The 26,636-nt window shown below is 66.0% G+C and carries 20 protein-coding genes; 7 read left to right on the forward strand and 13 right to left on the reverse strand.

All coding sequences use genetic code 11. The features are described 5' to 3' along the window. Positions 1 to 5: 5 nt before the first annotated feature. A complete protein-coding gene (locus VZ068_RS20820) occupies positions 6 to 3,860 on the reverse strand; it encodes a translocation/assembly module TamB domain-containing protein (protein ID WP_349656373.1) in 3,855 nt (1,284 codons plus the stop codon). After that, entirely contained in the window at positions 3,857 to 5,638 is a 1,782-nt protein-coding gene (locus VZ068_RS20825) for an autotransporter assembly complex family protein (protein WP_259158448.1), read from the reverse strand. The genes VZ068_RS20820 and VZ068_RS20825 overlap by 4 nt, the downstream gene beginning before the upstream one ends. Positions 5,639 to 5,877: 239 nt before the next feature. On the opposite strand from VZ068_RS20825, the gene VZ068_RS20830 reads away from it, so the two are divergent. Continuing rightward, positions 5,878 to 8,568: a TonB-dependent receptor gene (locus VZ068_RS20830; RefSeq protein WP_349657772.1), complete on the forward strand. Its 2,691-nt coding sequence runs from the start codon at positions 5,878 to 5,880 to the stop codon at positions 8,566 to 8,568. Between the two features lie 379 nt (positions 8,569 to 8,947). Here the strand turns inward: VZ068_RS20830 and VZ068_RS20835 are convergent, their stop codons facing one another. From VZ068_RS20835 to glyQ, 3 genes are all read right to left on the reverse strand, one after another. Next, positions 8,948 to 10,540 carry a sulfotransferase gene (locus VZ068_RS20835; RefSeq protein ID WP_349656374.1) on the reverse strand — a complete coding sequence of 531 codons (1,593 nt, stop codon included), beginning with the start codon at positions 10,538 to 10,540 and terminating at the stop codon, positions 8,948 to 8,950. Continuing rightward, positions 10,540 to 12,732, reverse strand: a complete 2,193-nt coding sequence (glyS, locus tag VZ068_RS20840; protein WP_349656375.1) for a glycine--tRNA ligase subunit beta — start codon at positions 12,730 to 12,732, stop codon at positions 10,540 to 10,542. Before glyS ends, VZ068_RS20835 begins: the two co-directional genes overlap by 1 nt. Positions 12,733 to 12,921: 189 nt before the next feature. Beyond that, positions 12,922 to 13,830: a glycine--tRNA ligase subunit alpha gene (gene glyQ / locus VZ068_RS20845; protein ID WP_349656376.1), complete on the reverse strand. Its 909-nt coding sequence runs from the start codon at positions 13,828 to 13,830 to the stop codon at positions 12,922 to 12,924. 89 nt (positions 13,831 to 13,919) lie between these two features. On the opposite strand from glyQ, the gene VZ068_RS20850 reads away from it, so the two are divergent. The 3 genes from VZ068_RS20850 to VZ068_RS20860 all read left to right on the forward strand — a co-directional run bounded on the left by VZ068_RS20850 (position 13,920) and on the right by VZ068_RS20860 (position 18,313). Next, a complete protein-coding gene (locus VZ068_RS20850) occupies positions 13,920 to 15,734 on the forward strand; it encodes a GspE/PulE family protein (RefSeq protein WP_349656377.1) in 1,815 nt (604 codons plus the stop codon). An 867-nt stretch (positions 15,735 to 16,601) separates the two neighbouring features. Beyond that, entirely contained in the window at positions 16,602 to 17,354 is a 753-nt protein-coding gene (locus tag VZ068_RS20855) for a glutamine amidotransferase (protein WP_259157944.1), read from the forward strand. Between the two features lie 59 nt (positions 17,355 to 17,413). Next, entirely contained in the window at positions 17,414 to 18,313 is a 900-nt protein-coding gene (locus VZ068_RS20860) for a BPSS1780 family membrane protein (RefSeq protein ID WP_259157951.1), read from the forward strand. Positions 18,314 to 18,464: 151 nt separating this feature from the next. Here the strand turns inward: VZ068_RS20860 and VZ068_RS20865 are convergent, their stop codons facing one another. The 6 genes from VZ068_RS20865 to VZ068_RS20890 form a co-directional block, all read right to left on the reverse strand. Beyond that, on the reverse strand, positions 18,465 to 18,758 hold the full coding sequence (locus tag VZ068_RS20865; RefSeq protein ID WP_349656378.1) for a hypothetical protein: 294 nt from the start codon (positions 18,756 to 18,758) through the stop codon (positions 18,465 to 18,467). 57 nt (positions 18,759 to 18,815) lie between these two features. Then, positions 18,816 to 19,145 (reverse strand): hypothetical protein, encoded by a 330-nt coding sequence (locus tag VZ068_RS20870; protein ID WP_349656379.1) that lies wholly within the window; start codon positions 19,143 to 19,145, stop codon positions 18,816 to 18,818. Positions 19,146 to 19,149: 4 nt separating this feature from the next. Beyond that, the gene (tatC, locus tag VZ068_RS20875) at positions 19,150 to 19,884 is read right to left on the reverse strand and encodes a twin-arginine translocase subunit TatC (RefSeq protein WP_349656380.1); all 735 of its coding nucleotides are present in this window, start codon (positions 19,882 to 19,884) and stop codon (positions 19,150 to 19,152) included. Further along, positions 19,881 to 20,468 carry a Sec-independent protein translocase protein TatB gene (gene tatB, locus VZ068_RS20880; protein ID WP_349656381.1) on the reverse strand — a complete coding sequence of 196 codons (588 nt, stop codon included), beginning with the start codon at positions 20,466 to 20,468 and terminating at the stop codon, positions 19,881 to 19,883. Before tatB ends, tatC begins: the two co-directional genes overlap by 4 nt. Before the next feature lie 15 nt (positions 20,469 to 20,483). After that, on the reverse strand, positions 20,484 to 20,711 hold the full coding sequence (gene tatA, locus VZ068_RS20885) for a Sec-independent protein translocase subunit TatA (protein WP_014505182.1): 228 nt from the start codon (positions 20,709 to 20,711) through the stop codon (positions 20,484 to 20,486). A gap of 72 nt (positions 20,712 to 20,783) precedes the next feature. Beyond that, positions 20,784 to 21,689, reverse strand: coding sequence for a YSC84-related protein (locus VZ068_RS20890; protein ID WP_259167279.1), 906 nt, complete (start codon positions 21,687 to 21,689; stop codon positions 20,784 to 20,786). 152 nt (positions 21,690 to 21,841) lie between these two features. On the opposite strand from VZ068_RS20890, the gene hemH reads away from it, so the two are divergent. Genes hemH through VZ068_RS20905 form a run of 3 tightly spaced genes read left to right on the forward strand, consistent with a single transcriptional unit; the run spans position 21,842 to position 23,993 of the window. Next, on the forward strand, positions 21,842 to 22,807 hold the full coding sequence (gene hemH, locus VZ068_RS20895; protein ID WP_349657773.1) for a ferrochelatase: 966 nt from the start codon (positions 21,842 to 21,844) through the stop codon (positions 22,805 to 22,807). After that, entirely contained in the window at positions 22,804 to 23,670 is an 867-nt protein-coding gene (locus VZ068_RS20900; RefSeq protein WP_349656382.1) for an alpha/beta hydrolase, read from the forward strand. The genes hemH and VZ068_RS20900 overlap by 4 nt, the downstream gene beginning before the upstream one ends. A gap of 35 nt (positions 23,671 to 23,705) precedes the next feature. After that, the gene (locus tag VZ068_RS20905; protein ID WP_349656383.1) at positions 23,706 to 23,993 is read left to right on the forward strand and encodes a hypothetical protein; all 288 of its coding nucleotides are present in this window, start codon (positions 23,706 to 23,708) and stop codon (positions 23,991 to 23,993) included. A 125-nt stretch (positions 23,994 to 24,118) separates the two neighbouring features. Here VZ068_RS20905 and VZ068_RS20910 read toward each other — a convergent pair whose 3' ends face one another. Together VZ068_RS20910 and VZ068_RS20915 are read right to left on the reverse strand one after the other, a co-directional pair. After that, positions 24,119 to 24,904 (reverse strand): SprT family zinc-dependent metalloprotease, encoded by a 786-nt coding sequence (locus VZ068_RS20910; RefSeq protein WP_259158233.1) that lies wholly within the window; start codon positions 24,902 to 24,904, stop codon positions 24,119 to 24,121. 761 nt (positions 24,905 to 25,665) lie between these two features. Further along, a complete protein-coding gene (locus tag VZ068_RS20915) occupies positions 25,666 to 26,571 on the reverse strand; it encodes a recombination-associated protein RdgC (RefSeq protein WP_007974628.1) in 906 nt (301 codons plus the stop codon). Positions 26,572 to 26,636 lie beyond the last annotated feature (65 nt).

Below are 26,636 nucleotides of genomic sequence, written 5' to 3' on the forward strand. Positions count from 1 at the left end.
CGCGCCTACTTCTCCCGCCGCCAGTTCACCGACCCCTTGGTCTCCACCGTGCTGGATTCGGCTTCCACATCGAAGCCGCGGCTGAGCAGGTATTTCAGCGTCAGCACCGAGCCGCCGCCGATCATCGAGACGCCGTAACCGACGTACAACTTGGGCGAGAGGTATTTGCCGAAGCCCACCACCGAGCCGAGCGTGCTGGATTGGCTGACGCCGGCTTCGTCCAGGCCGAGCTTGGCGCCGATCTGCGAGGCGATCAGGCTGCTGCCGGCCGACAGCGCGGCCGAGGCGGCGCTGACCTGCTGGGTTTCGTCGCTGCTGGCGGTGGACAGGCCGCGGCCGAGCACCAGGTACGACAGCGCTTCGGACTGCGACATCGCCGGCTCGGACCAGACATCGGCGCGTGGCGATTCGGCGCGGCCGCTGACGTCGATGCCGGCGGTGACATCGCCGATCTTGCGTTCGGCGCGCAGGCTCACGCGCGGGTCGGAGACGATGTTGTTGTTCCAGGTCAGCTGGCCGCGGCTGATGGTCAGATCCTGGCCATAGGCCTTGTAGCGGCCACGCACATCCAGCCCACCGTTGGCGGTCATTTCGCGGCCCGGGCGCGCGCGGATCTGCATCTGCCCGCTCAGGCCGCCCTTCAGGCCGAAGCCGCTCATGTTGACCTTGTCGCCAAGCACGATGGCCAGGTCCATATCCAGCAGCGAGGACGGTGCGGCTTCCGGGTCGACCGGGTCCAGCACCACCACGTCTTCGGACACCGAGGTGCCGCGATCCAGACGCTCCAGATCGATATCGGCTTCGGGCACGGTGACCTTGCCGCGCAGTTGCATGGTGTTGTCGGTGATGCCGAACTGCATGTCCGGGTTGGCGATGATGCGCAACTCGCTGGTGTTGTACGCCAGCACGTTATTGCCGCGGATATTCAGCAGCAGCGGCGTGCTGGTACCGAACCACGACAACCCGCCATCGACGGTGAGCGTGCCTTCGCCGGATTTGGCCGAGGCGGTGATCTTGGCCGAACCATCGGGCAGCGCGTCGAAACGGCCCTTGCCCTCGCTCAAGGTCAAACCCATCGACGGGTACTCGGCAGTGAAATCGCTCAAGGTGGCGTCGCCGCCGAGCAGCGGCTTGTCGCGGGTGCCGCGCAGGCTCACATGGCCTTCGACCAGGCCCTTGGGCCGTACCACATCGGCCACCACCAGCTCCAGCCAGTACAGGCGCGACATGTTGAGATACAGCTCGCCGTTGAGCGGCGCGTACGCGTCCCAGCCGGTGTTGAACTTGGCATCGACAAAGCCTGCGCCCTGGAAGCCGATACCGAGCTTGGCCTGGATCTGCTGCTGGGTGAAATCGGCCTGCACGCTGAACTGGTCGTAGCGCAACAACTCGCCGCGATTGGGGTTGCCGGCCACGGCGGCGTAGCGGGTTTCGCCCAGGCGGATGCCGCCTTCGGGCGAGGCGATGCGCAGGCTGCCTTCCCATGCATTGCCGCGCGGCTTGAAGCTGCCGTCCAGCGACAACTCGCCACGCAGATAGATCTGGCGGCCTTCCTGCTTGGGCAACCACGGCTGTACCAGCGACAGCGGCAAGGCATCGCCATGCACCACCATGCCCTCGCGTGGCCAGTTGGCGCTGGCGCACAGCGCGCCGCCGGTGGCTGCGCCCAGGCAGGTGTCGGACAAGGTGAAGGCCGCGCCATCGGTACTGAACTGCGCCGGCTGGCGCAGCGCCCAGGCATCGCCCTTGGCCGGCGCGATCCGCAACGTGGCGACCTGCCCCTGCCAGCGCTCGCCAGCGCGGCGGACATCGCCCTGCAGCGCGACGCTGGCCATGCTGTTGGCGATATCGGCATCCAGACGCAGCGCTTCCACCGCGCCGCGTGCCTGCACCCGCACGCTGTCCAGCACCACGCCGGCTTCGATCGCAGTGCCCTGCAACGCCAGTTGTCCATCGCTGCCGCGCCATGGCAGGCGCCCACGCAGGCTGATGTTTTGCGCGCTGTAGGTGTCCCAGCGCAGGCCGTTGCCGGCGATGTCGGCGGTGATGTCCGGGGCATCGCGGCGGCCGCTGACCTGCAGCTGCCCGCGCACGGTGCCGGTGGCGCCGGGCAACACGTCGTCCAGTTGCAGCGGCTGCAATTGCGCGGCGATCTCCAGCTGGTCGCCGACCTTGCCCTTGGCGTTGATGCGGCTATTGCCCAGCGACAGCTGCAATTGGCCCTCGCCCTGCTCGCCACGCAAGGCGAACTTGCCGTTGGCCGACAGCGCGCGTTGACGCAGCTGGCCGGTCAGGGTCGGAATATCCGCAGTGGCTTCGAAGCCCGGCGATACGCCGCCGGCCGGTGCCGGCAGCTGGCGGCCCTTGGAGGCGATCTTGCCGGAGAGGTTGCCGTTCCAGCCCGGCGCGAAGTAGCCCGGGTCGAACTTGGCCAGCTGCGCGGTGACATCCCACTGCAGCTCCGGGGCCCAGCCCACTTCGCCGGTGAGATCCAGCGAGCCGCCCGGCGTGGTGGCCTGCACCTGCTTGAGCTGTGCGCGCTGATCGTTGCCGCGGCTGTCGAACACCAGCGCGGCCTGCTGGCCGTCGCGCTCCACGCTGGCGCGGCCGATCGCGGCCCAGGCTTTCAGCGTGCCGGCCACGCCCAGGCGCGCGTCGATCAATTGCACCGGCACCACCGGCGCATCGGGGGTGGCCGGGTCGGGCGTGGGCGTGAAGCGCAGGCCCTTGGCATTGACCGCAAAGCGGAAGCTCGGATTTTGGGCATCGCGGAAATCGGCGGTGCCGCGCAGCTGGGTGCGGCCTTCGAAGGTGTCGATCACCAACGGTTCGACCGTCAACACCTGCTCCTGCAGGCTGATGTGCGACGGCTGCAAGGTGGCGCTCAGCTCGCCCTGTTTGACGCTGCCCTGCAGATCGGCATTGCCTCCCTTGCCGGAGGCCTGCAGGTTCAGTGCGATCGGTGTGGCCGGAGCGGCGTACTGCCCGTTGCTGGCCGGCATCAGCAGCGAGGTATCCAGTGCCTCGGTGACGGCCTTGAACGCCCAGGTCGGGTCTTCGCGGCCGGTGAACACCAGGCTGGCCTGCAGCGGGGCTGGGGCACGGCCGGCGATGGCCACTTCCATCTTGTCCAGGTCACCGCGCGCGACCAGGCCCAGGCTGGCCGGCGTGCGGCCACGCGCGGCCGGCAGCACTGCGGTGGCGGTGAGATCGGCGTGGTAATCGTCGTTGGGGATGTAATCGCCATGCAGGCGAAAATCGCCCATGTCGGTGTCGATCACCAGCCCGCGTGTGCGCAGTTCGCCGGTCGCCACTTCCAGCCCGCCCTGCATCTTGTGCAGCACGATCATCGGCTGCTGCAGCTGGGTGATACGCAGGTTGTCCACTGCAATCTTGTCGGCCTGGATCGCCAGCGGCACCTCGATCTGCGGCAGCGATTCGGGCCAGCTGGGGAGCTTGAACGGTTCGTCGCTCTTGCCCAGGTTCAAGGTGGCGTTGCTGACCTGCACCGCATCCAGCTGCAGCTTGCGCCCCAGTAGCGGACGCAGGTCCGGCTCCAGATACACGCGCTCGGCAGTGAAGTGGATGTCCTGATACTTGAAGTCGACATTGCGCAAGGTCAGCGGGCCGGCGACCGGGCCTTCGACGCTGCCGTAAGTGAAGCTGGCACCCACCGGCAGGCGCGCAACCACCTGCGCCAGCAACACGTCGCGCCCGGCCACGGTCTGCAGCAACCAATAGATCGCGATCAAGGCCAGCAGTACCAGCCCGAGCACGGTCAGCCCCGAGCCCACCCAGAACCGGCGACGACGATAGAAACGCGTGCGGCGCGGTGCGGAGGGCGGCGTGGGTGTGCTCACAGGTTGGCCCCGATATCGATGTAGAGCTGGAACTGCGAGTCGGGATCGTTCAAGCCGTGTGCAATGTCCACGCGCACCGGTCCCACCGGCGAGCGCCAACGCAGACCGAAGCCGATACCGGTATGCCAGTCGGGCCGGTCGTCGAAGGCGCTGCCGCTATCGACAAATACTGCCCCGCCCCATGGGCCGCCCTTCAAGTAATGCTCGTACTCGGCACTGGCGGTGACCACGTTCTTGGCACCCAGCGCAAATTCGTCCGGCTTGGGCGTGCGTGGGCCGACTTCGCGGAAGGCATAGCCGCGAATGCTGTTGGCGCCGCCGGCAAAGAAGCGCAGGCTGGGCGGCATCGCCACCAGATCGCTGGTCCAGGTGGTGCCGCCTTCGCCGCGCAGGATCACCCGCCCGTTGTCTCCGGCACCGAGGAACCAGCGCAGCTGGCCATAGAGCTGGCCGAAGTTGGTGTCCGAGCCGGCACCTTCGGCGCCACCACGGATCAGCGCCTGGCCCGACACACCGCTGCGCGGAAACAGCCGGTCGTCGACATTGACGTAGTTGGCCTGCAGCTGCGGATAGATCAGCGTGGAGGTTTCGTACACCGCGCCTTCGAAGTCGTTGCCGCTGCTGAACCGCCAGCGCTCGCGCAAGGCATTGATCGAAGCGATGGCGCTCCAGCGCTCGTTGATCTGGCCGCTGCGGCTGCCGGTGAGTTTGACGTTGCGCAGGTCGATGTAATCGGTCTGCTCGTCGTACAGGCGCGCCGAGGCGGTATACCAGCCGTCGAGCCAGCGGAACGCCGGTACCCGGTAGCTGGTGGTCAGGCTCTTGCGGTTCTGCGCGTAGTCCAGCTGCGTGTCCATCTTGTGGCCGCGCGAATTCACATAGCGCCGCTCCACCCCGCCGCGCACACCGGCCCCGCTCTCGCTGCCGTAGCTCAGGCCCGAGGTATACACGGTGCGCTTGGCGCGGGTGAGTTTGACGTCCACCGGCACGCGGCCATCGGCGTCGGCTTCTTCGGGCTTGGGCTGGATGTCGATGGTGCTGAAGTAATCCAGCTTGGTCAGCGACTCGCGCAGCCGATCCAGCTTGCCTTCGTGGTAGTAGCTGCCCTCGTCCCAGTACACCAGCGGGTCGAACAGGCCATCGCGAAAGTAGTCGTAGTCGAAGCGTACCTTGCCCATGTCGTAGCGGCGGCCGCTGTCCCAGTTCAGGTCGATGTCGGCCGCGTGTTCGGCGCGCGTCACCGCCACCCGGCGCTGGGTGAAATCGGCATCGAAGTATCCGCGCTCGGCCAGCCGCCGGGTGATGCGCACCTTGCTGGCTTCGTATTGCGGATGACTGAAGACCTGGCCTTCGCGCGGCTCGAACTGCTTGAGGTCCTGCCCCAGATAGCGGTCCTGCTCGGCCCAGCCGGTGATGGAGATATGCGAGGTGCGCACCCGCACCGGCTCGCCACGGTTCACCGTGATCACCACCGTCACCCGGTCGCCGTTGCGCGGCGCGGCCAGTTCGATGGTGGGCGAATAGTAGCCGAACGGCTCCAGCGCCTCGCGCGTCTGCCGCTCGGCCTGCGCCAGCAGGTACTCCAGTCGCGACTCGCCCTGCTCCTTACCGACGGCCTCATACAGAGACAGGGAGACCTCGATGTTCTCGATCATCTCGGCATCGTCGCCGTCGTCCAGGCCCTTGATCTCGATCTTGTCGATGGTCGCCCGGGCAATCGCTTGCAGCGGAACGAACAGGGTGCACAGCAGGGAGAGAGCAAACGCGGCTTTAAGCATCGGCAAAGGATACCCAGCCTGGGCGTGAAGGGACAAAAAATCTGAAGAAACACGCCTATACGGCAGCGGACGGAACTGGGTACAGTCGGTGCGTTGTTAACGTTTCGTTGACACCCATTGCGTGCGGACCCCCGATTGCCGCGCGCCCGTTCATACCTTTGGAGAGAGAGGTGCGTTTCATGAAGCGTCATTTACTGGTTACGGCGGTCTGCACCGCACTGACCATGCCATCGCTTGCCATGGCACAGGATCAAGGTGAAGTCACTCAACTGGACAAGGTGACGGTGACAGGGTCGTTGATCCCCCGTTCCCAGGTCGAAACCGCAACCCCGGTGTTCTCGATCACCGCCCAGGACATCCAGCGCCGCGGCTTCAAGGACGTCTACGACGTGCTGCGCTCGCAACCGATGGCGACCGGCTCGGTGCAGGATGGCCAGTTCAGCGGAGGATTCACCGCCGGCGCCAAGTCGCTGAGCCTGCTCGGCCTGGATCCCGGCTTCACCCTGGTGCTGATCGACGGCCGGCCGATGGCCGACTACCCGCTGCTGTACAACGGGCAGAGCAACTTCGTCGATCTGGCCAGCGTGCCGGTGGGCATGGTCGAGCGCATCGACGTGGCGCCCGGTAACCAGTCCTCGATCTACGGCTCCAGCGCAATCGCCGGTGTGGTCAACATCATCCTGAAAAAGCGCATGGACGGCGTGCAGATGAATTACCGCATGGGCACCTATGACGGCGGTGGCGGCAACAACCAGCGCTTTCAGCTGACCGGCGGCAACGAGATCGGCGGCGCCAACATCGTGTGGGGCCTGCAGCTCAACAACCAGGACCCGATCTACGGCTATCAGCGCCGCGATTTCGATTCCACCAGCGACAATCCGGACCCGACACTGCGTTATGGCTCACGTATCGCCTTGCATAACCTCCCAACCACCTACATCGACCCGGGCGCCGAAAATTGCGCTGCCTTGGGACCGCTGTTCAATGGCTCGGTGCAGTACGACAACCGCGCCAACCGCGGCAACTTCTGCAGCAGCCGTACCGAGCCAGGGTATGCCAGCATCCTCAACAAGGAACGCAGCGCCAGCGGCTATGCCAACCTGAGCTATGCGTTCAACGACAACGTCGAGCTGTACTCGACCCTGCTGCTCAATCGCACCAAGGTCGAGGTCAATAGTGGACCCCGCTTCTGGCAGACCTCGTCCGATACCGGTGGTTTTTTCTACAACGGGGATAGCCAGCAGCTCGAAAGCTATCAACGCATCTTTGCGCCGGAAGAAACCGGCAATCAGAACTTCAACAACGACCGCCAGACTGCCGACTCCTACAACATCGCGCTCGGCCTGAAAGGCGGCCTGGGTGCCAGCAACTGGACCTACGATACGTATTACGCACGCTCGGAATATCGCATCGAAAGCCGCCAGCAGTGGCCGCTCGCCGACCGTATCGAAGATTTTTTCCGCGAACAGTTCCTTGGCGCTCCGCAGGGCGAGTACTACGGCTACCCGATTTATTCGCCCAACGATGCCAACTTCTACCGCGCATTGACGCCGGCGCAGTACCGCAGCTTCAACGACGAAATCCGCACCAAGTCCAGGACCTGGACCCAGAACGTGAACCTGCAACTGACCAACACCGAGTTGTTCAACATGCCGGCCGGTGCGGTCGGCATCGCCGGCGTGTTGCAGGCAGGTAATCAGTACTGGACCAACCCGACCGATCAGCGCGTGATCGCCGGCGACTTCTACCAGCTGACCGGCACCCAGGGCAGCGGCAAGCGTGAGAACTGGGCGGCGGCGTTCGAAATGCGCGTGCCGATCCTGAGCACCCTGACGGCCAATCTGTCCGGCCGTTACGACGACTACAAGAACCAGGGCGGCGGTGGCGATTCCAAGTTCACCTACAAGGCCGCGCTGGAATTCCGTCCGATCGATTCGCTGCTGTTCCGCGGCAACTACGCCACCGCGTTCAAGGCACCGGACATGGCGTTCTCATTCGCTGGCGACAGCGGCTTCTTCCAGGGCGTCAACGACTACTACCGTTGCGCACTCGAAGAACCCGGCGTGCCGATCGCCGACTGCACCTATTCCGGCACCAGCATCCAGGGCCGTCGGTCCGGCAATGCGGATCTGCAGTCGATCACCGCCAAATCCTGGGGCGCCGGCGTGGTGTGGTCGCCGAGCGCACGCTTCAGCGTCAATGCCGATTACTACAACATCAAGATCGATGACAAGGTCAGCGACCTGAGCACCGATGCGTTGCTGCAGAACGAATCGGCCTGCCGGCTCGGCGCCCTGGACATCAACTCGCCAACCTGCGTCGACGCGCTGTCGCGCATCGATCGCACCGCCGCCGATGCGCCGGTACCCAATCGCCTGAGCAATATCCGCATCAACCCGGTCAATATTTCCAACGAGGAAATCTCCGGCGTGCTGACCAAGGCGACCTACAACCTGGCCACCGAGTCGTGGGGCCTGTTTGTGTTCGACGCGCAATACAACCTGACGCTCAAGCACGAAAGTCAGCAGTTCCCGCAAGACCCGGTGCGCGACCTGCTGAGCGAGCCGTTCTTCTCTTCCGAGTTCCGCAGCATCACCAATGCCTCGATCACCTGGCAGAAGGATGCGTGGACCACCACCTTGTTCGGCCAGCGTTACGGCCGTACGCCGAACCTTCTTTCGCAGCAGAGTACCGACGGCTACGCGGTGGAAGGGGCACGCAAGGTCGGCGCCTGGACCACGTTCAATGCGACGCTGGACTACGCGGTCAGCGATGACATCTCGCTGACCGCGACGGTCAACAACGTCGCCAATACCCGGCCGCCGCGCGACCGCACCTACAACAGCTACCCGTACTACAACATCTTCAACTACACCGGCTACGGCCGTTCCTACATGCTGGAATTGAACTGGCGCTTCGGCGCGCAGTGAGTCATTGGTTGTGACCAACGACCGGCAGTCAGCATGACTGCCGGTCTTCTTTGCTGCAGGACCATCGACGCAGATGCGTCTGGACCGGACCCAAGCGCAGCGACCAACATCGACTGAACGCCGTGTCGATGGACTCCAGGTGCTGGTCGCGTTGGTCTTGGCAGAGATGTCCAGGCACGTGGGCGAGGGCGCGATGCCCTCACCGCTTGCAGGACATGCCGTGCGCCTATCCGCGTAAGTTCTTGCGCGGCATCCATTCCGCCACAGGGTCCGGCAAGTCGCGAAAACATCGCATCTGCCGACGTGGTGACGTGCTGACGGGGATCAAACCGCAGGCCGTATCCACACGACGGTGAACGCGCTCGTTGGTCAGCCGCTCCTAGAGCGTAGCGTTTGTTTCGATCATGCCTGCACGCAGCAAGGCCTGCCTCAGCGGCTCCAGTTGCGTTGCGTAGCGGCGCCACGCTTCCACATTGCGCCCATGCACACCTTCGCGCACCTGCACGCTGCTTAGCGTGGCCGACGCTGCGGCATTGCGGGTGATGTCGATCTGCCCCGGCTCTATCGCCAACCCGCAGCGCCTCATCAACTGCTCCAGCACCGCAGACGGATCGCGCACCATCTGCGCATAGTCCACATCGATCACCCGGCCCGGGAGCGCGGCACGCCAGTGCGCCATCAGGCCGTGATACGCCTGGTAATGCCGCGCCAGGGTTTGCAGGTCGTAGCTGTAGGCATAGGAATCGCCGAACAGCGCGCGATAGTTGGAAAAACACACCGCCATCGGCTCGCGCACCAGATGCACGATCAGCGCGCCCGGCAAGGCACGTGCAATCGGCCCGATCGCCACCGCGTTGGCAGGCAACTTGTCGATGTACCAGCGGGCCGACCCGGCGCGCCACTGCGTCTGCTCCAGATAGCGCTGCCCGACCTGTGCGTAGTCCAGCGTGGGCAGCGCCTGCAACAGGCCTGCATCCAGCAGGCTTCGCCCGGCCTGGTCCGCGCCCCAGCGCAACTGATGGCCGAAGTCGCTCAGCTCGCCCGCAGCGACAATCTGCGAATGGTTGCCCAGCATGCGCTCGAGCACCGTGGTGCCCGAGCGTGGCAGGCCAAGCACGAAGATGGGTTGCGGGCCGTGTGCAACGTCGGCCGGCTGGGCTGCGAACACCCCCTGATCGGCCAAGGCGCCCAATTGCGCGTACAGCGATGCCTCGGCCTGGGCATCGTGGCGCAAGCGTGCGTGCATGACCGCATTGCCCTGTTGCAGCGCATCCCAGGCGGCATCGGTATCGCCGAGGTCCTCCAGCTCCTTGTACAGCGCGAACGCCAGCCCGGCACGGTCTTCGCTCCCGGGAGCGGAGCGCTGCAACTGCTGGCGCAGCGCCGCGACATGGTTATCGCTCGTACTCTGGCGACGCAAGCGTGCACGCGTCAGCGCCGCGCGGCCGTAGCCGGGCTTCTGCGCCAGGGTCTGTTCCAGCGCCTGCGCGGCCGCATCCAGATGCCCGTTGAACTGCAATTGCACGGCAAGGAAAAAGCGGAAATCCGCGCCATCGAATCCGCAGGCCTGCGCGCGTTGCATCATCGCCAGTGCCTCGGGATGTTCGCCCAGGGATTGGTGTACGTGCGCCAGCAAGGCCAGCGTCGCGCCATCGCCACACTGCAGCACCGATGGATGCCGCAGCAGCGCATGCAACGGTCGATGTTCGCCGACGCGCAGCAGCGCTTGTGCCACACGGCAACGCAGCGTCACATCCTCGCCCAGATCGCGCGCGGCCAGGCGTAGCTGGGTGACCGCCTCGCGCATCCTGCCGCTCGCCAGCACGGTGCCGGCCAACAGCACACGGGCCGACACATGCGTCGGCTCCAGCGCCAACACCGCCTGCAACGCCGCCGCCGCTGCGGGCATGTCGCGGCGTGCCAGCGCAGCCTGCGCACTGTGCCACTGCGTCGCGCCGGCAGCGGTGGACATCAGCTGGACAGATGCTCGATGGCGGCAACGCTGCCGAGGCGGTCGCCGAGCTTCTTCAGCAGCGCCAGACGGTTGGCACGCAGCTGCGGGTCTTCGGCGTTGACCATCACGCCCTCGAAGAACGCATCCACCTGCGGGCGCAGGCGGGCCAGGCGCGCGAGCACGGCAACGTAGTCGTGGCGGTGCAACGCATCGCCGGTGTCGCCGATGGCCGCTTCCACCGCTTCGGCCAGGGCTTCTTCGGCCGGTTCGCGCAGCAGGCGGGTGTCGATATCGCCGGGAATCTCGCCCTCGACCTTGCGCAGGATGTTGCGGATGCGCTTGTTGGCTGCGGCCAAGGCTTCGGCTTCGGGCAACGTGGCGAAGATGCCGATGGCATCGATGCGGCGATCGAAGTCGTAGAGGGAGCCGTGGGTCGCGCCGGGGTGCGCTCCTACGAGCCCTGCAGGAGCGCCCTCGGGCGCGACCGAGAACAATGCGGCGACCGCATTGAAGTGCGTGGCAGGGACGCCTTTGTCTGCGTAGTAGCCGCGTAGGCGGTCCAGGATGAAGTCGAAGATTTCAGAAGCGAGCTGCGCGTATTGTGCGGAGTCGATATCAGCAATTCTTTCTTCGTCTTTCAGCGTCGCTTTTCTCATGAGGCGATCCCACGGCAGCAACTTGACCGCAGTCACCAACGTCACCTTCAGATCCAGCTCAAACCCACTCTCAATCACCGTCCGCGCCAACCCCAACGCATTACGCCGCAGCGCGAACGGGTCCTTGTTGCCGGTCGGCTTCAAACCGGCCGCAAAGCCACCGGCCAAGGTATCCAAACGTTCGGCAATCGCCAGCACCTTGCCCAACGGCGACAGTGCGATGTCGTCGCCGGCAAAACGCGGTTGATACGCCTCGTCGATCGCCAATGAAATCTCGCTAGGCTCACCAGCAGCCTTGGCGTAATGCCGCCCGGCAATACCCTGCAACTCGGGGAATTCGTTGACCATGCGCGACTGCAGGTCGTTCTTGGCCAGCTGCGCGGCGCGACGCGCCTGCACCGGATCGGCACCGACCTGCGGCGCGATCGCCTCGGCCAGCGCCGCCACGCGCGCCACCTTGTCGGCCACGCTGCCCAGCTTGGCCTGGTAGGTGACGCTGGCCAGACCCGCGCCCATCGCCTCCAGCCCCTGCTTGAGGTCTTCGTCGAAGAAGAACTTGGCATCGGCAAAGCGCGGGCGGATCACCCGCTCGTAGCCCTTGGCCACTTCGGCCACGTCCCTGGAGACGATATTGGCGATGCCGATGAACTGCTCGGTCAACTTGCCGCCGTCGTCCAGCACCGGGAAGAACTTCTGGTTGATTTCCATGGTTTCGATCAGCGCTTCCTGCGGTACCGCCAGGAACTCGCGCTCGAAACTGCACAGCACCGCCGACGGCCATTCCACCAGGTTGACTACCTGCTCCAGGTTGTCGTCGCTGATGCGCGCGCTGCCGCCGGCCTGCCTAGCGGCCGCTTCGACCTCTTCGATGATGCGCGTGCGGCGTGCATCGGCATCCACCAGCACATGCGCGCTGCGCAATGCGTCGATGTAATCGCCCGGCACTGCCAACGATACCTCGCCCTCATGCATGAAGCGGTGGCCACGGCTGACGCGGTCGCCACGCACGCCCAGCAATTCGGCCGGAATCACCTCGTTGCCGAACAGCAGCACCAGCCACTGCACCGGCCGCGCGAAGGCGTATTCGTGTGCGCCCCAGCGCATCGGCTTGGGGATCGGCATCGCAGCGATCGCCTCGCGCAGGATGTCGGGCAGCAAGTCGGCGGTGCGCGCGCCCGGCGTCACCGCGCGATGCACGAAGCGCTCGCCCTTGGCGTCGCTGGTGCGCTCCAGTGCGGTCCAGTCGATTCCGGCCTTGGCGGCGAAACCGGCCAGTGCCTTGGTCGGCTTGCCCTCGGCGTCGAGGGCGATGTTGAGATACGGGCCCAGCACTTCGGAGCGCTGCTCGGGCTGCTCGGTGGCCACGCCCGGCAGCAGCACCGCCAGACGGCGCGGCGTGGACAGCGGCTTGGCATCGCCACGGGTGACGGCGACGCCGCGCTTTTCCAGACCGGCCAGCACGCCATCGAAGAAGGCCTGCGCCAGGCCCGGCAGCGCCTTGACCGGCAGCTCTTCGGTGCCCAGTTCGATCAGCAGGGGAAGGTGTTCGCTCATATCAGGTGAACCTTGGCTTATGTCCCTTCTGCCATCAACGGACGAAGGTGACTGGAGAATGTCCTTCTCCCGCTGGCGGGAGAAGGTGGCGCGCCGCGCCGGACGAGGGTCGTGCCAAGACGGCGGAGACGTACTGCCCCCATCCGCCCTGCGGGCACCTTCCCCCGCCAGCGGGGGAAGGACACAGCATCAGCGCTTGACTCCGGGAAAGCCCAGCTTCTCGCGTTGTGCGTAATACGCCTGCGCCACGCCCTGCGCCAGCGCGCGCACGCGCAGGATGTAGCGCTGGCGTTCGGTCACGCTGATCGCGCGGCGCGCATCCAGCAGGTTGAACGCGTGGCTGGCCTTGGTGACCTGCTCGTACGCCGGCAACGGCAGGCCGACCTCGACCAGGTGCCTGGCCTCGGCCTCGCACGCGTCGAACCGATGGAACAGCTCGGCCACATTGGCATGTTCGAAGTTGTAGGCGCTCTGCTCCACCTCGTTCTGGTGATAGACATCGCCGTAGCTCACCGGCGCGCCATCCGGGCCGTAGGTCCACACCAGGTCGTAGACGTTGTCGCAGCTCTGCAGGTACATGCACAGCCGTTCCAGCCCGTAGGTGATCTCGCCCAGTACCGGCTTGCACTCCAGGCCGCCGGCCTGCTGGAAGTAGGTGAACTGGGTCACTTCCATGCCGTTGAGCCAGACTTCCCAGCCCAGGCCCCAGGCGCCCAGCGTCGGCGATTCCCAGTTGTCTTCGACAAAGCGCAGGTCGTGCACCAGTGGGTCGATGCCTAGCGCCTTGAGCGAGCCCAGGTACAGGTCCTGGATGTTGTCCGGGTTGGGCTTCATCGCCACCTGGTACTGGTAGTAGCGCTGCAGTCGGTTGGGGTTTTCGCCGTAGCGGCCGTCGGTGGGGCGGCGCGAGGGCTGCACGTAGGCCGCATTCCACGGCTCCGGTCCCAGCGCGCGCAGGAAGGTGGCCGGATGGAACGTGCCTGCGCCCACTTCCAGGTCCAGCGGCTGGATCAGCACGCAGCCTTGCTCGGCCCAGTACTGGTTGAGGGTCTGGATCAGGCCCTGGAACGTGATTGGAACGCGGCGGGAATCGGACATGCAGCAAGGGCCGTGCGGAAGGGGTGCGCTAGTATACCGGCCGACCCGCAGCGCTTTGCCGCGGAGCACCGCTGCAGGGGAAACAAGCGATGGAACAGCGGCGTACGGCCGATCCAGAGGGTGCGGTGGCGATCCTGCCACGCGGACGACTGATGTTCGACCCGGTGGCCGCCGCGTTGCTCGCCGATGGCATGGTGGTGCCGCACGAACACGAGCGCGTGCAGTTCTCCGCCGCCGGGGTACGCAACGCCAGCGAAGTGCATCCACTGGTGCTGCTGGCCAATCTCAAGCTGCATGCCGCGCAGCCGCCGGCCGGCGAGCTGGGCCTGGAACGGCTCACCGAATGGCTGGCCACACGCACCGGCCTGCGCTACCTGCGCATCGACCCCACCCGCATCGATGTGGCCGCGGTCACCGGCGTGGTCTCGCATGCCTACGCGCGCCGCCACCGCATCCTGCCGCTGGCGCTGGATGCCGAACGCGTGCTGATCGCCACCAGCGAGCCGCTGGCGCTGGACTGGCTGGCCGACGTGCAGCACCTGAGCCGGCGTCGCATCGACCTGGCGCTGATCAACCCGCTGGACCTGCATCGCTACACGATGGAGTTCTTCGGCGTGACCCAGTCGGTGCGCGGCGCGCGTGGCGATGCACGCGGCGCGGAGTCGAGCTCGGGCCTGCCCAGTTTCGAACAGCTGGTGGAACTGGGCCGCGCCGGCGATGTCAACGCCGACGACCACCACATCGTGCATATCGTCGACTGGCTGCTGCAGTACGCCTATGAACAGCGGGCCAGCGACATCCATCTGGAGCCGCGTCGCGAGGCCGGGCGCATGCGTTTCCGTATCGACGGGGTGCTGCACAAGGTGCTGGAAGTACCGCCGTCGGTGATGACCGCCGTGGTGAGCCGCATCAAGGTGCTCGGCCGCATGGACCTGGCCGAGCGCCGCCGCCCGCAGGACGGCCGCATCAAGACCCGTTCGCCGGGCGGGCGCGAGGTGGAAATGCGCCTGTCCACGATGCCCACCGCGTTCGGCGAGAAGTGCGTGATGCGCATCTTCGACCCGGATTCGGCATTCAAGAGCATCGAACAACTCGGCTTCAGCCCGGAAGAAGCCGCCGGCTGGAGCGCGCTGGTCGAGCGCCCGCATGGCATCGTGCTGGTCACCGGCCCCACCGGCTCGGGCAAGACCACCACGCTGTACTCCACGCTCAAGCGCCTGGCCACGCCGGATGTGAACGTGTGCAGCGTGGAAGACCCGATCGAAATGATCGCGCCGGAATTCAACCAGATGCAGGTCCAGCAGAACATCGACCTGGATTTCGCCAGCGGCGTGCGTACGCTGCTGCGCCAGGACCCGGACATCATCATGATCGGCGAAATCCGCGACCTGGAAACCGCGCAGATGGCGGTGCAGGCCTCGCTGACCGGGCATCTGGTGCTGTCGACGCTGCACACCAACGACGCCGCCTCGGCGATCACCCGTTTGCTGGACCTGGGCGTGCCGCATTACCTGGTCGCCTCCACGCTCAACGGCGTGCTGGCGCAGCGGCTGGTGCGCACCCTGTGCGTGCATTGCAAGCGCCCGCACACGCTCAGCGACGACGACTGGTCGGCGATCCGAGAGCCGGGCGAAGCGCTGCCGGAAGTGCTCAACGTGCACGCGCCGGTCGGTTGTCTTGAATGCCGCCGCACCGGCTATCTCGGCCGCGTGGGCCTGTACGAATTGCTGCCGGTGAGTCCGCGGTTGCGCAGCCTGATCCGCGCCGACACCGACCTGGCCAGCTTCAGCCAGGCCGCACGCGGCGACGGCCTGCGCACGCTGCGCCGCACCGGCCTGGAAAAGGTCGCCGCCGGGCTGACCACCATCGAAGAAGTGCTGTCGGTGCTTCCGCCGCGGGAATAAGCGGTCCGCATCGGCGGAGCTCGTTTGTGCATTTTCGGAGGAAACTATGCCGATTCTGGGCAGACCCACCCCCGGCGTGGATTGCCTTTGCGAGCGCCAGACGCGGCATGCCGCGACGCACGCTGCGTCCGGGCACGCCTGCACGACCGCTGTCTGGCACGGCGGCATCCAGGCCGCTGCGCGTAACCGACCAGAACGACCCGATGCAGCCACCACACGGCACCCGGCACAGGCTCGGCGCATGTCGCTGGCCTGGAAGGTGCCATGCCCTGCGACCAGACGTAACAGCGCTCCGTCGCCCTCCCGCTCAAGCGCCTTGGGGCATGCCCTGACGGTATCGGCGAGAACCCGGCGGCGGTCCCGTGCGCCCGTCTGCCGCCAGCGGTACAGCCCCACCCAAGCCGTTGAAGAACGCGCAGCTCCCTTGGGGCCGCGTATAGCAGCACTTTGTCCGTCTCACGTTCGAGCGCCCCAAGGCATGCTCCGACAACTGCAAGCGCGAGCGTGCTGCGGCAGACCGGTCGCGCGCCGACTGCCGGCATCGGTACGGCCGGACCACGCAGCCCTGCAAACCCCAGGACTGCGCGTTGCAGCACCCCGTCGCTCTCCCGTTCAAGCATCCCCAGGCATGCTCCAGCTGCAGGGTTGAGGGCGCTACTGCCGTCCAGTCAAGCGCCCGCCTGCCGATATCGGTGATGTGCGACGGCCGCCAGCCACCGTCGTCGCCATTCCATCTACCCGGCCGCGAGGGCATCAGCACATGGCAATCGGCAATCACGCACAGCCTTCGTATTGGGTCCGGACTTGAAAAAAACGCGCCACTGCCGCCTACAATCGGGGGCATCTGTCGTGTCCGGGTTCTCGCGCATGTCCGTTTTGCCGTTCCTGATCATCGAAACCGGCCACCCCGTGCCGGAGATGAAGCGATACGGCCGCTTTCCGCACTGGATCCGTGTGGCAGCCGGGCTGGCCGAGCGCGAGACCGTGGTGATCGATGTCGCCAATGGCGACGACCTGCCAGACCGCGGCCGCTTTGCCGGCATCATCATCAGCGGCTCGGCCGCATTCGTCACCGACCGCGCCGACTGGAGCGAGCGCAGCGCGCAGTGGCTGCGCGACGCCGCCCATGACGGCAAGCCGTTGCTGGGCATCTGCTACGGCCATCAGTTGCTGGCCCACGCGCTGGGCGGCGAGGTCGACTACAACCCGGCCGGGCGCGAGTCCGGCACCATCGCGCTGGAGCTGCACCCGCCGGCCGGGCAGGACCCGTTGTTTGCAGGCCTTCCGGCGCAGTTCCCGGCCCATGCCACCCACCTGCAGACGGTGGTGCGCGCGCCGGACGGCGCCATCGTGCTGGCGCATTCGCGTCAGGACCGTTGCCACGCCTTCCGTTGGGGCCGGGCCACCTGGGGCGTACAGTTCCACCCGGAGTTCGCCACCCACCATATGCGCGGCTATGTCCGCGCGCGCGCCGAGTGCATTGCCCGCCACGGTCACTGCGCGCGCACGGTCGCCCGCGAGGTCACCGCAGCCCCGGTCGCCCGCAAGCTGCTGCGCCGGTTCGTGCATCACGCACGCGGCCTGCAAACAGTGAACGCTCATCCCGCCGCGCACACGTAAAAGCAGCGATAATCGCGTCACGCCGGATGGTCCGGCGCGCGTATCGATCCGGAATGGGAATGAGCGAAATTCGCAAGGTGCCGGCATCCGCTGGCGCAGAATGGCTGTTGACCGGTTTCTCGCTGCTGAAGCGGGCGCCGCTGGCGCTTGGCTCGCTGGGGGTGATCTGGAGCGTGGCCGCCTCGCTGGTGGTGTCGCTGTCGGTGCTGGTGCCGCTGCTGGGCCCGGCGCTGCAGTTCCTGCTGGTGCTGGCCGGCCCGTTGTTCATGGGCGGCATGCTGTGGGCAATCCGCGAAGTCGACCAGGGCCGCATCGCCAAGCCATCGCACCTGCTGCACGGCCTGCAGGACGGCCGTGCGCCGCATTTGCTGGTGTCGCTGCTGCCGCAACTGATTGCCGGCCTGCTGCTGGGCGTGCTGCTGCTGGCGATGATTGGCGCCAGCGGGCTGCAGCAGTTGTCCGAGGTGATGCTCAAGATCAACCAGATCAGCCAATCCGGCGCGCAGCCGGACCCGGTGCAGATCGAGCAGCTTGCGGCCAGCCTGCCGGCCGGGCGCATCCTGTTGTGGCTGCTGCTGACCATCGCCACGTTTGCGGCAATGACATTGGCGCTGTTCGTGATGCCGCCGCAGGTGATGTTCGACCGCAGCACCGGCAGCCACGCACTGCGCGAAAGCCTGCGTGCCAGCCTGCACAACCTGCCGGCGATGCTGGTGTTCTTCGTGCTGGCCTTCATCGCCATCTTCGCGATCTATTTCGCGGTGATGATCGTGGCGCTGATCGTCGGCCTGGTGGCAGGGCAAACGGTGGCGATGTGGCTGGCGCAGCTGCTGCTGATGGCGGTGCTGATGCCGGTGTTCGCCGGCTCGGTCTACGCCGCGTGGAAACAGATGTTCACCCACGAAGGCGCCACCGCCCAGCCCACCCCACCCTCGCGCCCGGATGTGTTTGCGGCTTGATCCCTTGGCTAAGCTTGCTTGAAGCTGCGCAGAGAATCATGCGCCGGCCTAGCTGCGCTGGCGCGCCAATGCAATTGGGTCAAGCATGGAGGCTCCATACACAGGACTGGCTCACGGGCCAGTACAGATGGCTAACCTCGAATAAGATCGCCTAGGACTCGTCATATGTGCTCTGGGCTATTTCACGCTCCACTTTGGCCCAGTCGATGACGCTCCAAAGCCAGGGCCAGTTCTTGGAGCCCTGTCGAGAATTCAGCAAAAACCCTAGCAACAGACCAACTCCCAGGCAGACGATAATCTGTGAATGGTCCCGACCAAATACAGGGGCAATTACCACCACGAGCAAGGCAAGCACGAGCAACCATTGCACGAGTGCCCAACGGCTTACCCAAATGAAATGCTTCAGTGACATCGTCGGACGCTGACGAGCGTCCAGCAACTTCAAGAGAAAGGCTTTCCTGCCGGTTTTATCAATACTTTTCCATAAGAATTGGCGCCTAAATCAGTCTGACCGTCGAAGCGGATTTGCCAGCATCAGGTCTTCCCCATCCAGGTACTGGAATGTGCCTACATGCTTGCGGGCCAGGGCACTCAATTCGTCTTGGAGAACGCTAACGGTGTGAATCAGCGCCTGCATTGAATCAACACCAGTCATCCGAAAGAACTTTTGAAACGACTCGGCTTTGACAAGGTAAGGACAGATCCAATCATCAGCACCGTCGGAGACGGGTACGCCGATCATCAAAGTCACCGCCTCCACAGAGGCATCCGCGTGAGTAAACGTAAGCTTTCGTGTGGCGATGATCGAGCCAAGCTGCAAGCTTTCTCCCATGACGCTACTCTTTCGGCCCCACAGCGCGCGAAGCGATAATGCCCAGCTCATAGAGCAGGCACATCGGGATGGCCAGCATCAGCTGCGAGACCACGTCCGGCGGGGTGAGCACGGCGGCCAGGATGAAGATACCGACGATGGCGTAGCCGCGGCCCTCGCTCAGCTGTTTGGGGCTGACCCAGCCCAGCAGCACCAGGATCACCAGCGCGACCGGTAATTCGAAACTGGCACCGAAGGCGAAGAAGATCGCCAGCACGAAATCCAGATAGGAATTGGCGTCCGGGGTAATGGCGATCACGTCCGGCTTGAACGTGGTGAGGAAGTGGAACACCGCCGGCAACACCAGAAAATACGCGAACGCGCAGCCGATGTAGAACAGCGCCACCGCCGAGGCCAGCAACGGAAATGCCAGCTTCTTCTCACGCTGGTACAGGCCTGGCGCCACGAACGCCCAGGCCTGATACAGCAGCCATGGCACGCTGACGAAGACCGCCACGAAGAAGGTGAGCTTGAGCGGGGCGAAGAACGCGCCGGCCGGGTTCATCGCGATCATCGTCTGCCCCAGCGGGAGCTGCGAGATCAGCGGCGCGGCCAGCCAGGAATAGATCGCACGCGAAAACGGCAGCAGCGCCAGCAACACCACGCCCAGGCCGATCAACGCACGCACCAGGCGCGCGCGCAATTCGACCAGGTGTTCGATCAGGCTGCTCTCGGCCTGTGCGTCGTCGAACAGGCTCAAGGCGCCTTCTCCTGGGTGCTGCTGCCATCTGCGGGCGTGGGCACGGTGCTGCCCTGCGCATTCACCGGTGTGGAGGTCAGGCCGCCGTGCGGTGCCGGCACCAGCGTCTGCCGCGGTGCGGGCGCAATCGGCTGTGCCTGGGCAATGACCGGAGATGGCCCCGGCACCTGCGCGAGCGGCTGCACGCTGCCCGGCTCCAGCACCACTGGCGCATCGGCAGGCAACTCCAGCGGTGCGGCCACCGGCGTGGCGCTGGTGCGGATGTCGATATCGCGGCCGATCTCGTCGTGCAGGCCGCGCGCCTGGTCATGCACGCCGCGCGCACCTTCTTCGACCTGCTGCTGGGTGTTGCGCAGCTGCCCTTCGGCTTCGCGCAGCGAGGCCTGCACGTCCTGCAGGCTGCGCTTGAGTTCTTCGGCTTCCAGCTCGCGCTCGAGCTCCTGCTTGACCGAATCCCACTGCATGCGCGCACGGCGCACCCACAATCCGGCAAACCGGGCCGCCTTGGGCAAACGCTCGGGACCGAGCACCACCAGGGCGACGATCGCAATCAGCGTCAGTTCGCCAACACCTATGTCAAACACCGACGCTGCTCCGGATCAGCGCGCGTCGCGGTCGCGGTCGGCCTGCGCCTCACGCGCCTGCTCGGCAGTCCGGGAGTCGTCGCCGAGCTTGCCGGCCGGCTTGTCGTCGTCGTGCATGCCTTTCTTGAATTCCTTGACCGCGCTGCCGAGATCCTTGGCACCACTGGTGAGCCGCTTGGTACCGAACACCAGCAGCACGATCACCAGCACGATCAGCCAGTGCCAAATGCTGAAACCGCCCATGATCCGCTCGCTTGCTGAAAAGAAGGAAGACGCAGGATACCCCAGCGCACCGCGCAGGGGGATGACAGCCGGTCAGCGGTTGCCGTCTAGTGATTCGGTGCGGATTTCGCCATCGGACACCGGCTGGAACCCCTGCTGCGGGGGCGGCGTGGTGCTGGGCTGCATCGGCACCGTGCTGGCCTCGTTGGCCGGCGGCGGCGGGGCCGATTGCGCTGCAGGGGCCGCGCCTGGCGCGCGCGCCGGCCCGGGGGGGGCAGTCTCGTCACTGTCGCCATCGCTGGTGCGATTGGCACGCGCGGTGTAGGTGACTTCTTCCAGACGGTCGCGGAAGGCGATCACGTCGGTGGACGGGCGCTCGTTGGTACGGCCTTCGAAGATCATGCGCGGGGTGGCGCCGCCGCCGTAGGCGTTGAGGTCGGCGGCATCGTCGATCTGCAGCACCGCGCCATCCAGCGCCACGCCGGCGAACAGGCCGCGGGCGCGCGACCACGACCAGATTTCGGCCTTGAGCTGGCCGTCGGTGGCGGCGGCGGCATTGCGACCGACCGGGCCGGCGGCCACGCCGGCATCGGCGCCGAGGGTGAACTTGCCGTTGACGATGTTGTCCAGGCTGCGGTCGTTGCGGAACACCAGCACCACGTCGGAAGACTGCACGCCGGCCTGGAAGCCGATGCTGCCGCCGGTGAGCTTGACGAACACCGGCTGCGACCAGCTGCCGTCGGCATTCTTCATCGACATCAGGCCGTGGCCGCGGCGGCCGCCGATCACCAGCCCGGCCTTGAGCGTGTCGGGGATGACCACGATGGCGCGTGCCTCGTCGAGCAGTTTGTCCGGAATGGACTGCTCGGGAATCTTCATGATCTCGTTGAGCACCCGCACCGCGTTACGCGCGCGCTGATCCTCTTCCGGGCCGGCAACGGCGTGGCCGGCGGCGAAGGTCAGCGACAACAACAGGGCCAGACGCGACAGACGAGGCATGACAAGCTCCAAGGGACGATCCGTCAAAGATAGCAATGCCGCGACGTTAGTGCTGGCGCAATGAATCGGTGGTGAGCGCAGCCGGCGGCAAGACGCCGCAGATCGGAACGATCGATACGCTGTCCTCGGCAGTGCTGCCCGGCTCTGCCAGAATGGCCGGCATGAACACCACCCCCGATACCGCCCTGCTGGTCGTCAATCTCGGCACTCCCGAATCGCCCACCGCCCCGGCCGTGCGCCGCTACCTGGCCGAGTTCCTCAGCGACCGCCGCGTGGTGGCGATCCCGCCGCTGTTCTGGAAGCCGCTGCTGTATGGGGTGATCCTGCCGATCCGCGGGCCCAAGTCGGCGGAAAAATACGCCAAGGTCTGGCTGCCGGACGGCTCGCCGCTGGCGGTGTACACGCGCCGCCTGGCCGAGGGCCTGAAGGACGTCATGCCCGACTGGCAGGTGGAATGGGCCATGCGTTACGGCGAACCGGCCCTGCGCAAGACGCTCGATGGGCTGCGCGCACGCGGCATCAAGCGCATCGTGGTGTTGCCGCTGTATCCGCAGTATTCGACCACCACCACCGCCTCGATCCAGGACGTGGTGGATGCCTGGCGGCCCAGCGCACCGGAGGTCGAGGTCAGCGTGATCCAGGACTATTGCGAGGACGCCGGCTGGGTGGCGGCGATCGCCGATTCCATCCGTGCGCACTGGCAGGCGCACGGGCGCAGCGAGAAGCTGATGTTCTCCTTCCACGGCCTGCCGCAACGCGTGGCCAACGCCGGCGATCCGTACCCGCAGCAATGCGAGCGCAGCGCGCAGGCGATCGTCGCTGCGCTGGGCCTGGGCGCGGACGACTGGCAGATGGGCTACCAGTCGCGCTTCGGTGCCGAGCGCTGGCTGCAGCCGTATGCCGAGCCGACGCTGTGGGCGTTGGCCGAAGGCGGCGTACGCAGCTTCGATCTGGTGTGCCCCGGCTTTGCCACCGATTGTCTTGAAACGCTGGAAGAAGTGGCCCTGGGCTTTGCCGAAACGCTGGCCGAGCGCGGCGCCACGCTCAGTTACATCCCCTGCCTCAACGCCGCCCCACCGCATGCGCAGGCGCTGGCCGCACTGGCGCGCCGCGCGTGAGGTTGGAGCCGTTTGCGTGCGAGCTGGCCATCGGGCGTGTCACCGGCTTGCGCAGCGCCCAACGCGGGCCGCGCCGGGTGCTGGCATTGCATGGCTGGCTCGATAACGCAGCCAGCTTTGTCCCGCTCAGTGCGCATCTGCATGCACCCGATCTGGATCTGGTACTGCTCGACCTGCCCGGTCACGGCCACAGCGCGTGGCTGCCGATGGGCGCCGAGTACACGCTGAGCAGCGCGATCCACAATCTGTTGCAGGTCGCCGATGCATTGGGCTGGGACCGCTTCACCCTGCTGGGCCACTCGCTTGGCGGCGGCGTCGCCAGCCTGATGGCCGCCGCCGCACCGGAGCGTATCGCCGCGTTGGTGGTGATCGAAGCGCTGGGGGCGTTGGCCGAACCGGTGGAGGGCACCGCCGAGCGGTTGCGCGATTCCGTGCGCTCGACCCGTACCCTGGCGCAGCGGCCGCTGCGTGTGTTCACCTCGATGGAAGCGCCGGTGCGCGCCCGCATGATGGCCAATCAACTGACCGAGCCGGCGGCACGCCTGCTGGTGGAGCGCGGCCTGCGCGTGGTCGAAGGCGGCTACAGCTGGTGCACCGACCCGCGCCTGACCCTGCCCACCGCCATCCGCATGACCGAAGCGCAGATCGACGCGCTGCTGGCGGCCATCGCATGCCCCACCCAGGCCATCTTCGCCACGCCGGGGCAGCCGTATTTTTCCGCCCCCCTGCGCGACCACCGCGTGGCCATGGTGCCGGACGCGCGCCTGCACCTGCTGCCGGGCACCCACCATGTGCATATGGAAGCGCCGCAGGTGGTGGCGGCGGTGATCGATGGGTTTTGGGAGACGCTGCCACATGCGTGATGCAGGCATGTCTGGTGGGCAGATCAGCTAGCGCGATGGCAGATCACGCGCGGGTGGTCGCTGCGATTGAATCCTTCGCGATGTGGAATGCGCCGTGGACGTTTTTCGACACGGTGCACGCGACCGCGGACTTGGATGCGGATGATCGCCTGTTGTTGCAGCAGGTGTGGTCGGTGGCGTGTCACGTCGATCAGTGGACGTCGGGACTTACGCTGGATGCAGGTGCGGCGGCTGCGAACAGCGCCCTGACAACGCACTTCGCCTGGCTGTCACCGCAGGCCTGCCGGCAACTTGCCAGGGCCGCGTCGTACGCGTGGCGCTAACCACGTGATGCCCTTTCGCGCGATTTGCATGAGGCGACCGTCGTGCTGAGCCATTGCCGGATTCAATACGCATCCGGATGATTGCAGGGCTGCGGCAGCGGTGGTTTTGCGCAGCGACGCCGGCCTCACTCGGCCTGCAACAACCGCCGCAACTGCGCCTTGAGCTGGCGACCGTGTTCGTGGAAGTAGCTGCGCTCGTCGCGCCAGGCAGGGAAGCGCTGTTCCACTTCGGCCCAGAAGGCGGGCGAGTGATTGGCCTGCAGCAGATGGCAGAGCTCGTGCACCAGCACGTATTCGAACGCGGACGGACGCCCGAGCACCAGCGCCAGGTCCAGCGCCATCGAGCCGTCTGGGGCCAGCGAACCCCATTGAGAGGACATCACCTTGAGCCGCAAACGCGTGGGCGGGCGCGGCAAGCCGGGCAGATACGTGGGTAACCAGCGGCCGACGTCTGCGCGTGCCTGCGCTTCGTAGAACTCCTTCAGCGTGCGGCGCAGGCCGGCGTCGCCCAGCCTGGACGGCACGTGGAAATGCGCGCCCGCGTCGTCGACGTCGATGCGCGTGTAACGGCCCTCGTGCCAGTGCAGCGGCAGCAGGACGCCACGCAACGGCAGCAGCCCGGGCACACCGCGCTCCAGTGCAGGAAATGCATCGACCTGCTGGTACCGCGACAGCTGCGTGCTCAGCCAGTCCAGGTGCGCATGCACGAACCGTTCGCCGGAGATCAGGCTGGCCCGCAGCGGCAAGGTGAGCCGCGCGCCGCGTTCGTCGACGCTGAGTTTGATACGCCGCGCGCGCGGGTCGCGCACGCGCAGCACCTCGATCTGGCGCCCTTCCAGCTGCACGCGCAGGCAGTCGCGTTCGACAACCTGCGAGGGCGGCGCAATCAGGCGGCGGACGGGCTTGAACATGGGCACAGGATAGCGCTGCGATGTGTCAGGTGGTGAGACGAAGCGGTTGATGCATTCGATGTTGGCGCGACCTCTTTGAGCGGCTGGCAAACGACGCTGCCCACCGCCAGGTGGGCGCAGCCGACGTCGCTAGATCTGCGGCCTGGCTGCAGGGCCCTTGCCCGCCCAGCACGGCCGAGTCTCTGTGCTTAGGGCGTCGTACTGGATAGCGCGAATGGAACAGCTGCAGAGCGGCGGATCGGCGACTTGGCTGCAAGGTCCTTGCCCGCCCACCATCGCAGGACACGCCGCAAGTACGTCCCTGCAGGCTCTTACGCGGCATCCATGCCGCGTAAGGTCCCGCGACGGTGAGCGGGCAAGGACCAGTCGAGATGGTCGGTGTGCATGGTTGCAAGCAGAAGATGAGGTGCGATGGTTGACCCACTGTGCCCCGACCGGCTTCCCACCACTCTTCTCACTGCAGACCGAGCAGCAGACAAGCGTTTTGACGCGCAATCTGCAAACGTCGCGTCTGCCCACCGCAAGCCGAGCGCCACGCTTTCAAGAAAGCAGCCGACCGACTGTCTGGTGCGGTGTCCTTGCCGGTTGCGGGACCGTGTGGCGGCATGGATGCCGCCACCGAGCCCCCAGGGACGGGTTCACGGCGTGTCCCGCAAGTGGTGAGGACACCGCGCCCTCGACTCACAGAGCTTTTTGATTTAGACCTCGGATGATTCAGGCCGCGCAACGCACCTCGACGACGCCACCGTTCGAAGTCCTGGTTATTCAGCCTTGCTCAGCTTCAAGGCGGTTTCCAGCAGCAGGAACAGGCGCCGGATTTCAGCGCTCATCAGTGCGAAGCGCGCGTCGAGTTCGGCGCGTGCGCCGTCGTCTTCGCTGTGTTCGAGCTGGTCCAGGGCGCCATCGAGGAACTTGAGCTTGCGGATCACCAGATCGTCGCCGAGCACGAACGACAGATTGTCGTCCAGCACCAGCGCCAGCTTGGTCACCTGCTTGCCGGCTTCCAGGTGCTTGTCGATCTCGTCTCCGCGCAGTTCCTGATGCTGGCACTTGACCACCGCGCCGCCTTCGATCGGGTCCTTCATCTCGCATTCTTCGCCCAGGCTCAGGCCTTCGGGCAGGGGTTCGCCGGCGATCCAGCCGGTGAGGATGGCGCGCGGGGCGACTTCTGCATTGAGCGGCAGCGCCGGGAAGCTGCCGAGCGCGCCGCGGATCTCGCTCATCACGTTCTCGCCGCTCTTGCGGCTGGAGCTGTTGACCGCGATGTAGCCGTGCTGCAGGTCCAGGATGGCATCGGTTCGCGAGCTCTTGACGAAGGCGCGCGGCAGCAGCTCATGGATCAGGTCGTCCTTCAGGCGCTTGCGCGCCTTGCCGCCGGGCCGGCGGCCTTCCTTCTCTTCGATCTCGGCGACCTTGCGCTCGAGCAGGTCGTTGACCACCGCCCCGGGCAGGATCTTGTCCTCGCCACCGACGGTGAGCCAGAGGAAATCTTCCAGACGGTGCGAGAGCACTTCCTGCTCGTCGCGGCCGAACGGGGAGATGAAACCGCGCGAGCTCATTTCCAGCGGGCCGACCGGCTTGAGCTGCACCTGCGGCAACAGCGTGTCGATTTCGGAGAAATCCAGCGTGGTCGGGAAACGGAACAGGGTGAGATTACGAAAGAACATGCGTCAGACCGAAGAGGAGGAGGAAACGTGGAGGGTGGGAAGACTGCGCCGCCGCGAGGGCCGCG

Source organism: Xanthomonas sp. 10-10 (assembly GCF_040182365.1).
In the GTDB taxonomy this organism is placed as follows: domain Bacteria; phylum Pseudomonadota; class Gammaproteobacteria; order Xanthomonadales; family Xanthomonadaceae; genus Xanthomonas; species Xanthomonas arboricola_F.

Coding starts and splice junctions, on each gene's coding strand:
- VZ068_RS20825 (WP_259158448.1), bottom strand. CDS start 5,638: ATGCTTAAAGCCGCGTTTGCTCTCTCCCTGCTGTGCACCCTGTTCGTT.
- VZ068_RS20830 (WP_349657772.1), top strand. CDS start 5,878: ATGGCACAGGATCAAGGTGAAGTCACTCAACTGGACAAGGTGACGGTG.
- VZ068_RS20835 (WP_349656374.1), bottom strand. CDS start 10,540: ATGTCCACCGCTGCCGGCGCGACGCAGTGGCACAGTGCGCAGGCTGCG.
- glyS (WP_349656375.1), bottom strand. CDS start 12,732: ATGAGCGAACACCTTCCCCTGCTGATCGAACTGGGCACCGAAGAGCTG.
- glyQ (WP_349656376.1), bottom strand. CDS start 13,830: ATGTCCGATTCCCGCCGCGTTCCAATCACGTTCCAGGGCCTGATCCAG.
- VZ068_RS20850 (WP_349656377.1), top strand. CDS start 13,920: ATGGAACAGCGGCGTACGGCCGATCCAGAGGGTGCGGTGGCGATCCTG.
- VZ068_RS20855 (WP_259157944.1), top strand. CDS start 16,602: ATGTCCGTTTTGCCGTTCCTGATCATCGAAACCGGCCACCCCGTGCCG.
- VZ068_RS20860 (WP_259157951.1), top strand. CDS start 17,414: ATGAGCGAAATTCGCAAGGTGCCGGCATCCGCTGGCGCAGAATGGCTG.
- VZ068_RS20870 (WP_349656379.1), bottom strand. CDS start 19,145: ATGGGAGAAAGCTTGCAGCTTGGCTCGATCATCGCCACACGAAAGCTT.
- tatA (WP_014505182.1), bottom strand. CDS start 20,711: ATGGGCGGTTTCAGCATTTGGCACTGGCTGATCGTGCTGGTGATCGTG.
- VZ068_RS20890 (WP_259167279.1), bottom strand. CDS start 21,689: ATGCCTCGTCTGTCGCGTCTGGCCCTGTTGTTGTCGCTGACCTTCGCC.
- hemH (WP_349657773.1), top strand. CDS start 21,842: ATGGCCGGCATGAACACCACCCCCGATACCGCCCTGCTGGTCGTCAAT.
- VZ068_RS20905 (WP_349656383.1), top strand. CDS start 23,706: ATGGCAGATCACGCGCGGGTGGTCGCTGCGATTGAATCCTTCGCGATG.
- VZ068_RS20910 (WP_259158233.1), bottom strand. CDS start 24,904: ATGTTCAAGCCCGTCCGCCGCCTGATTGCGCCGCCCTCGCAGGTTGTC.
- VZ068_RS20915 (WP_007974628.1), bottom strand. CDS start 26,571: ATGTTCTTTCGTAATCTCACCCTGTTCCGTTTCCCGACCACGCTGGAT.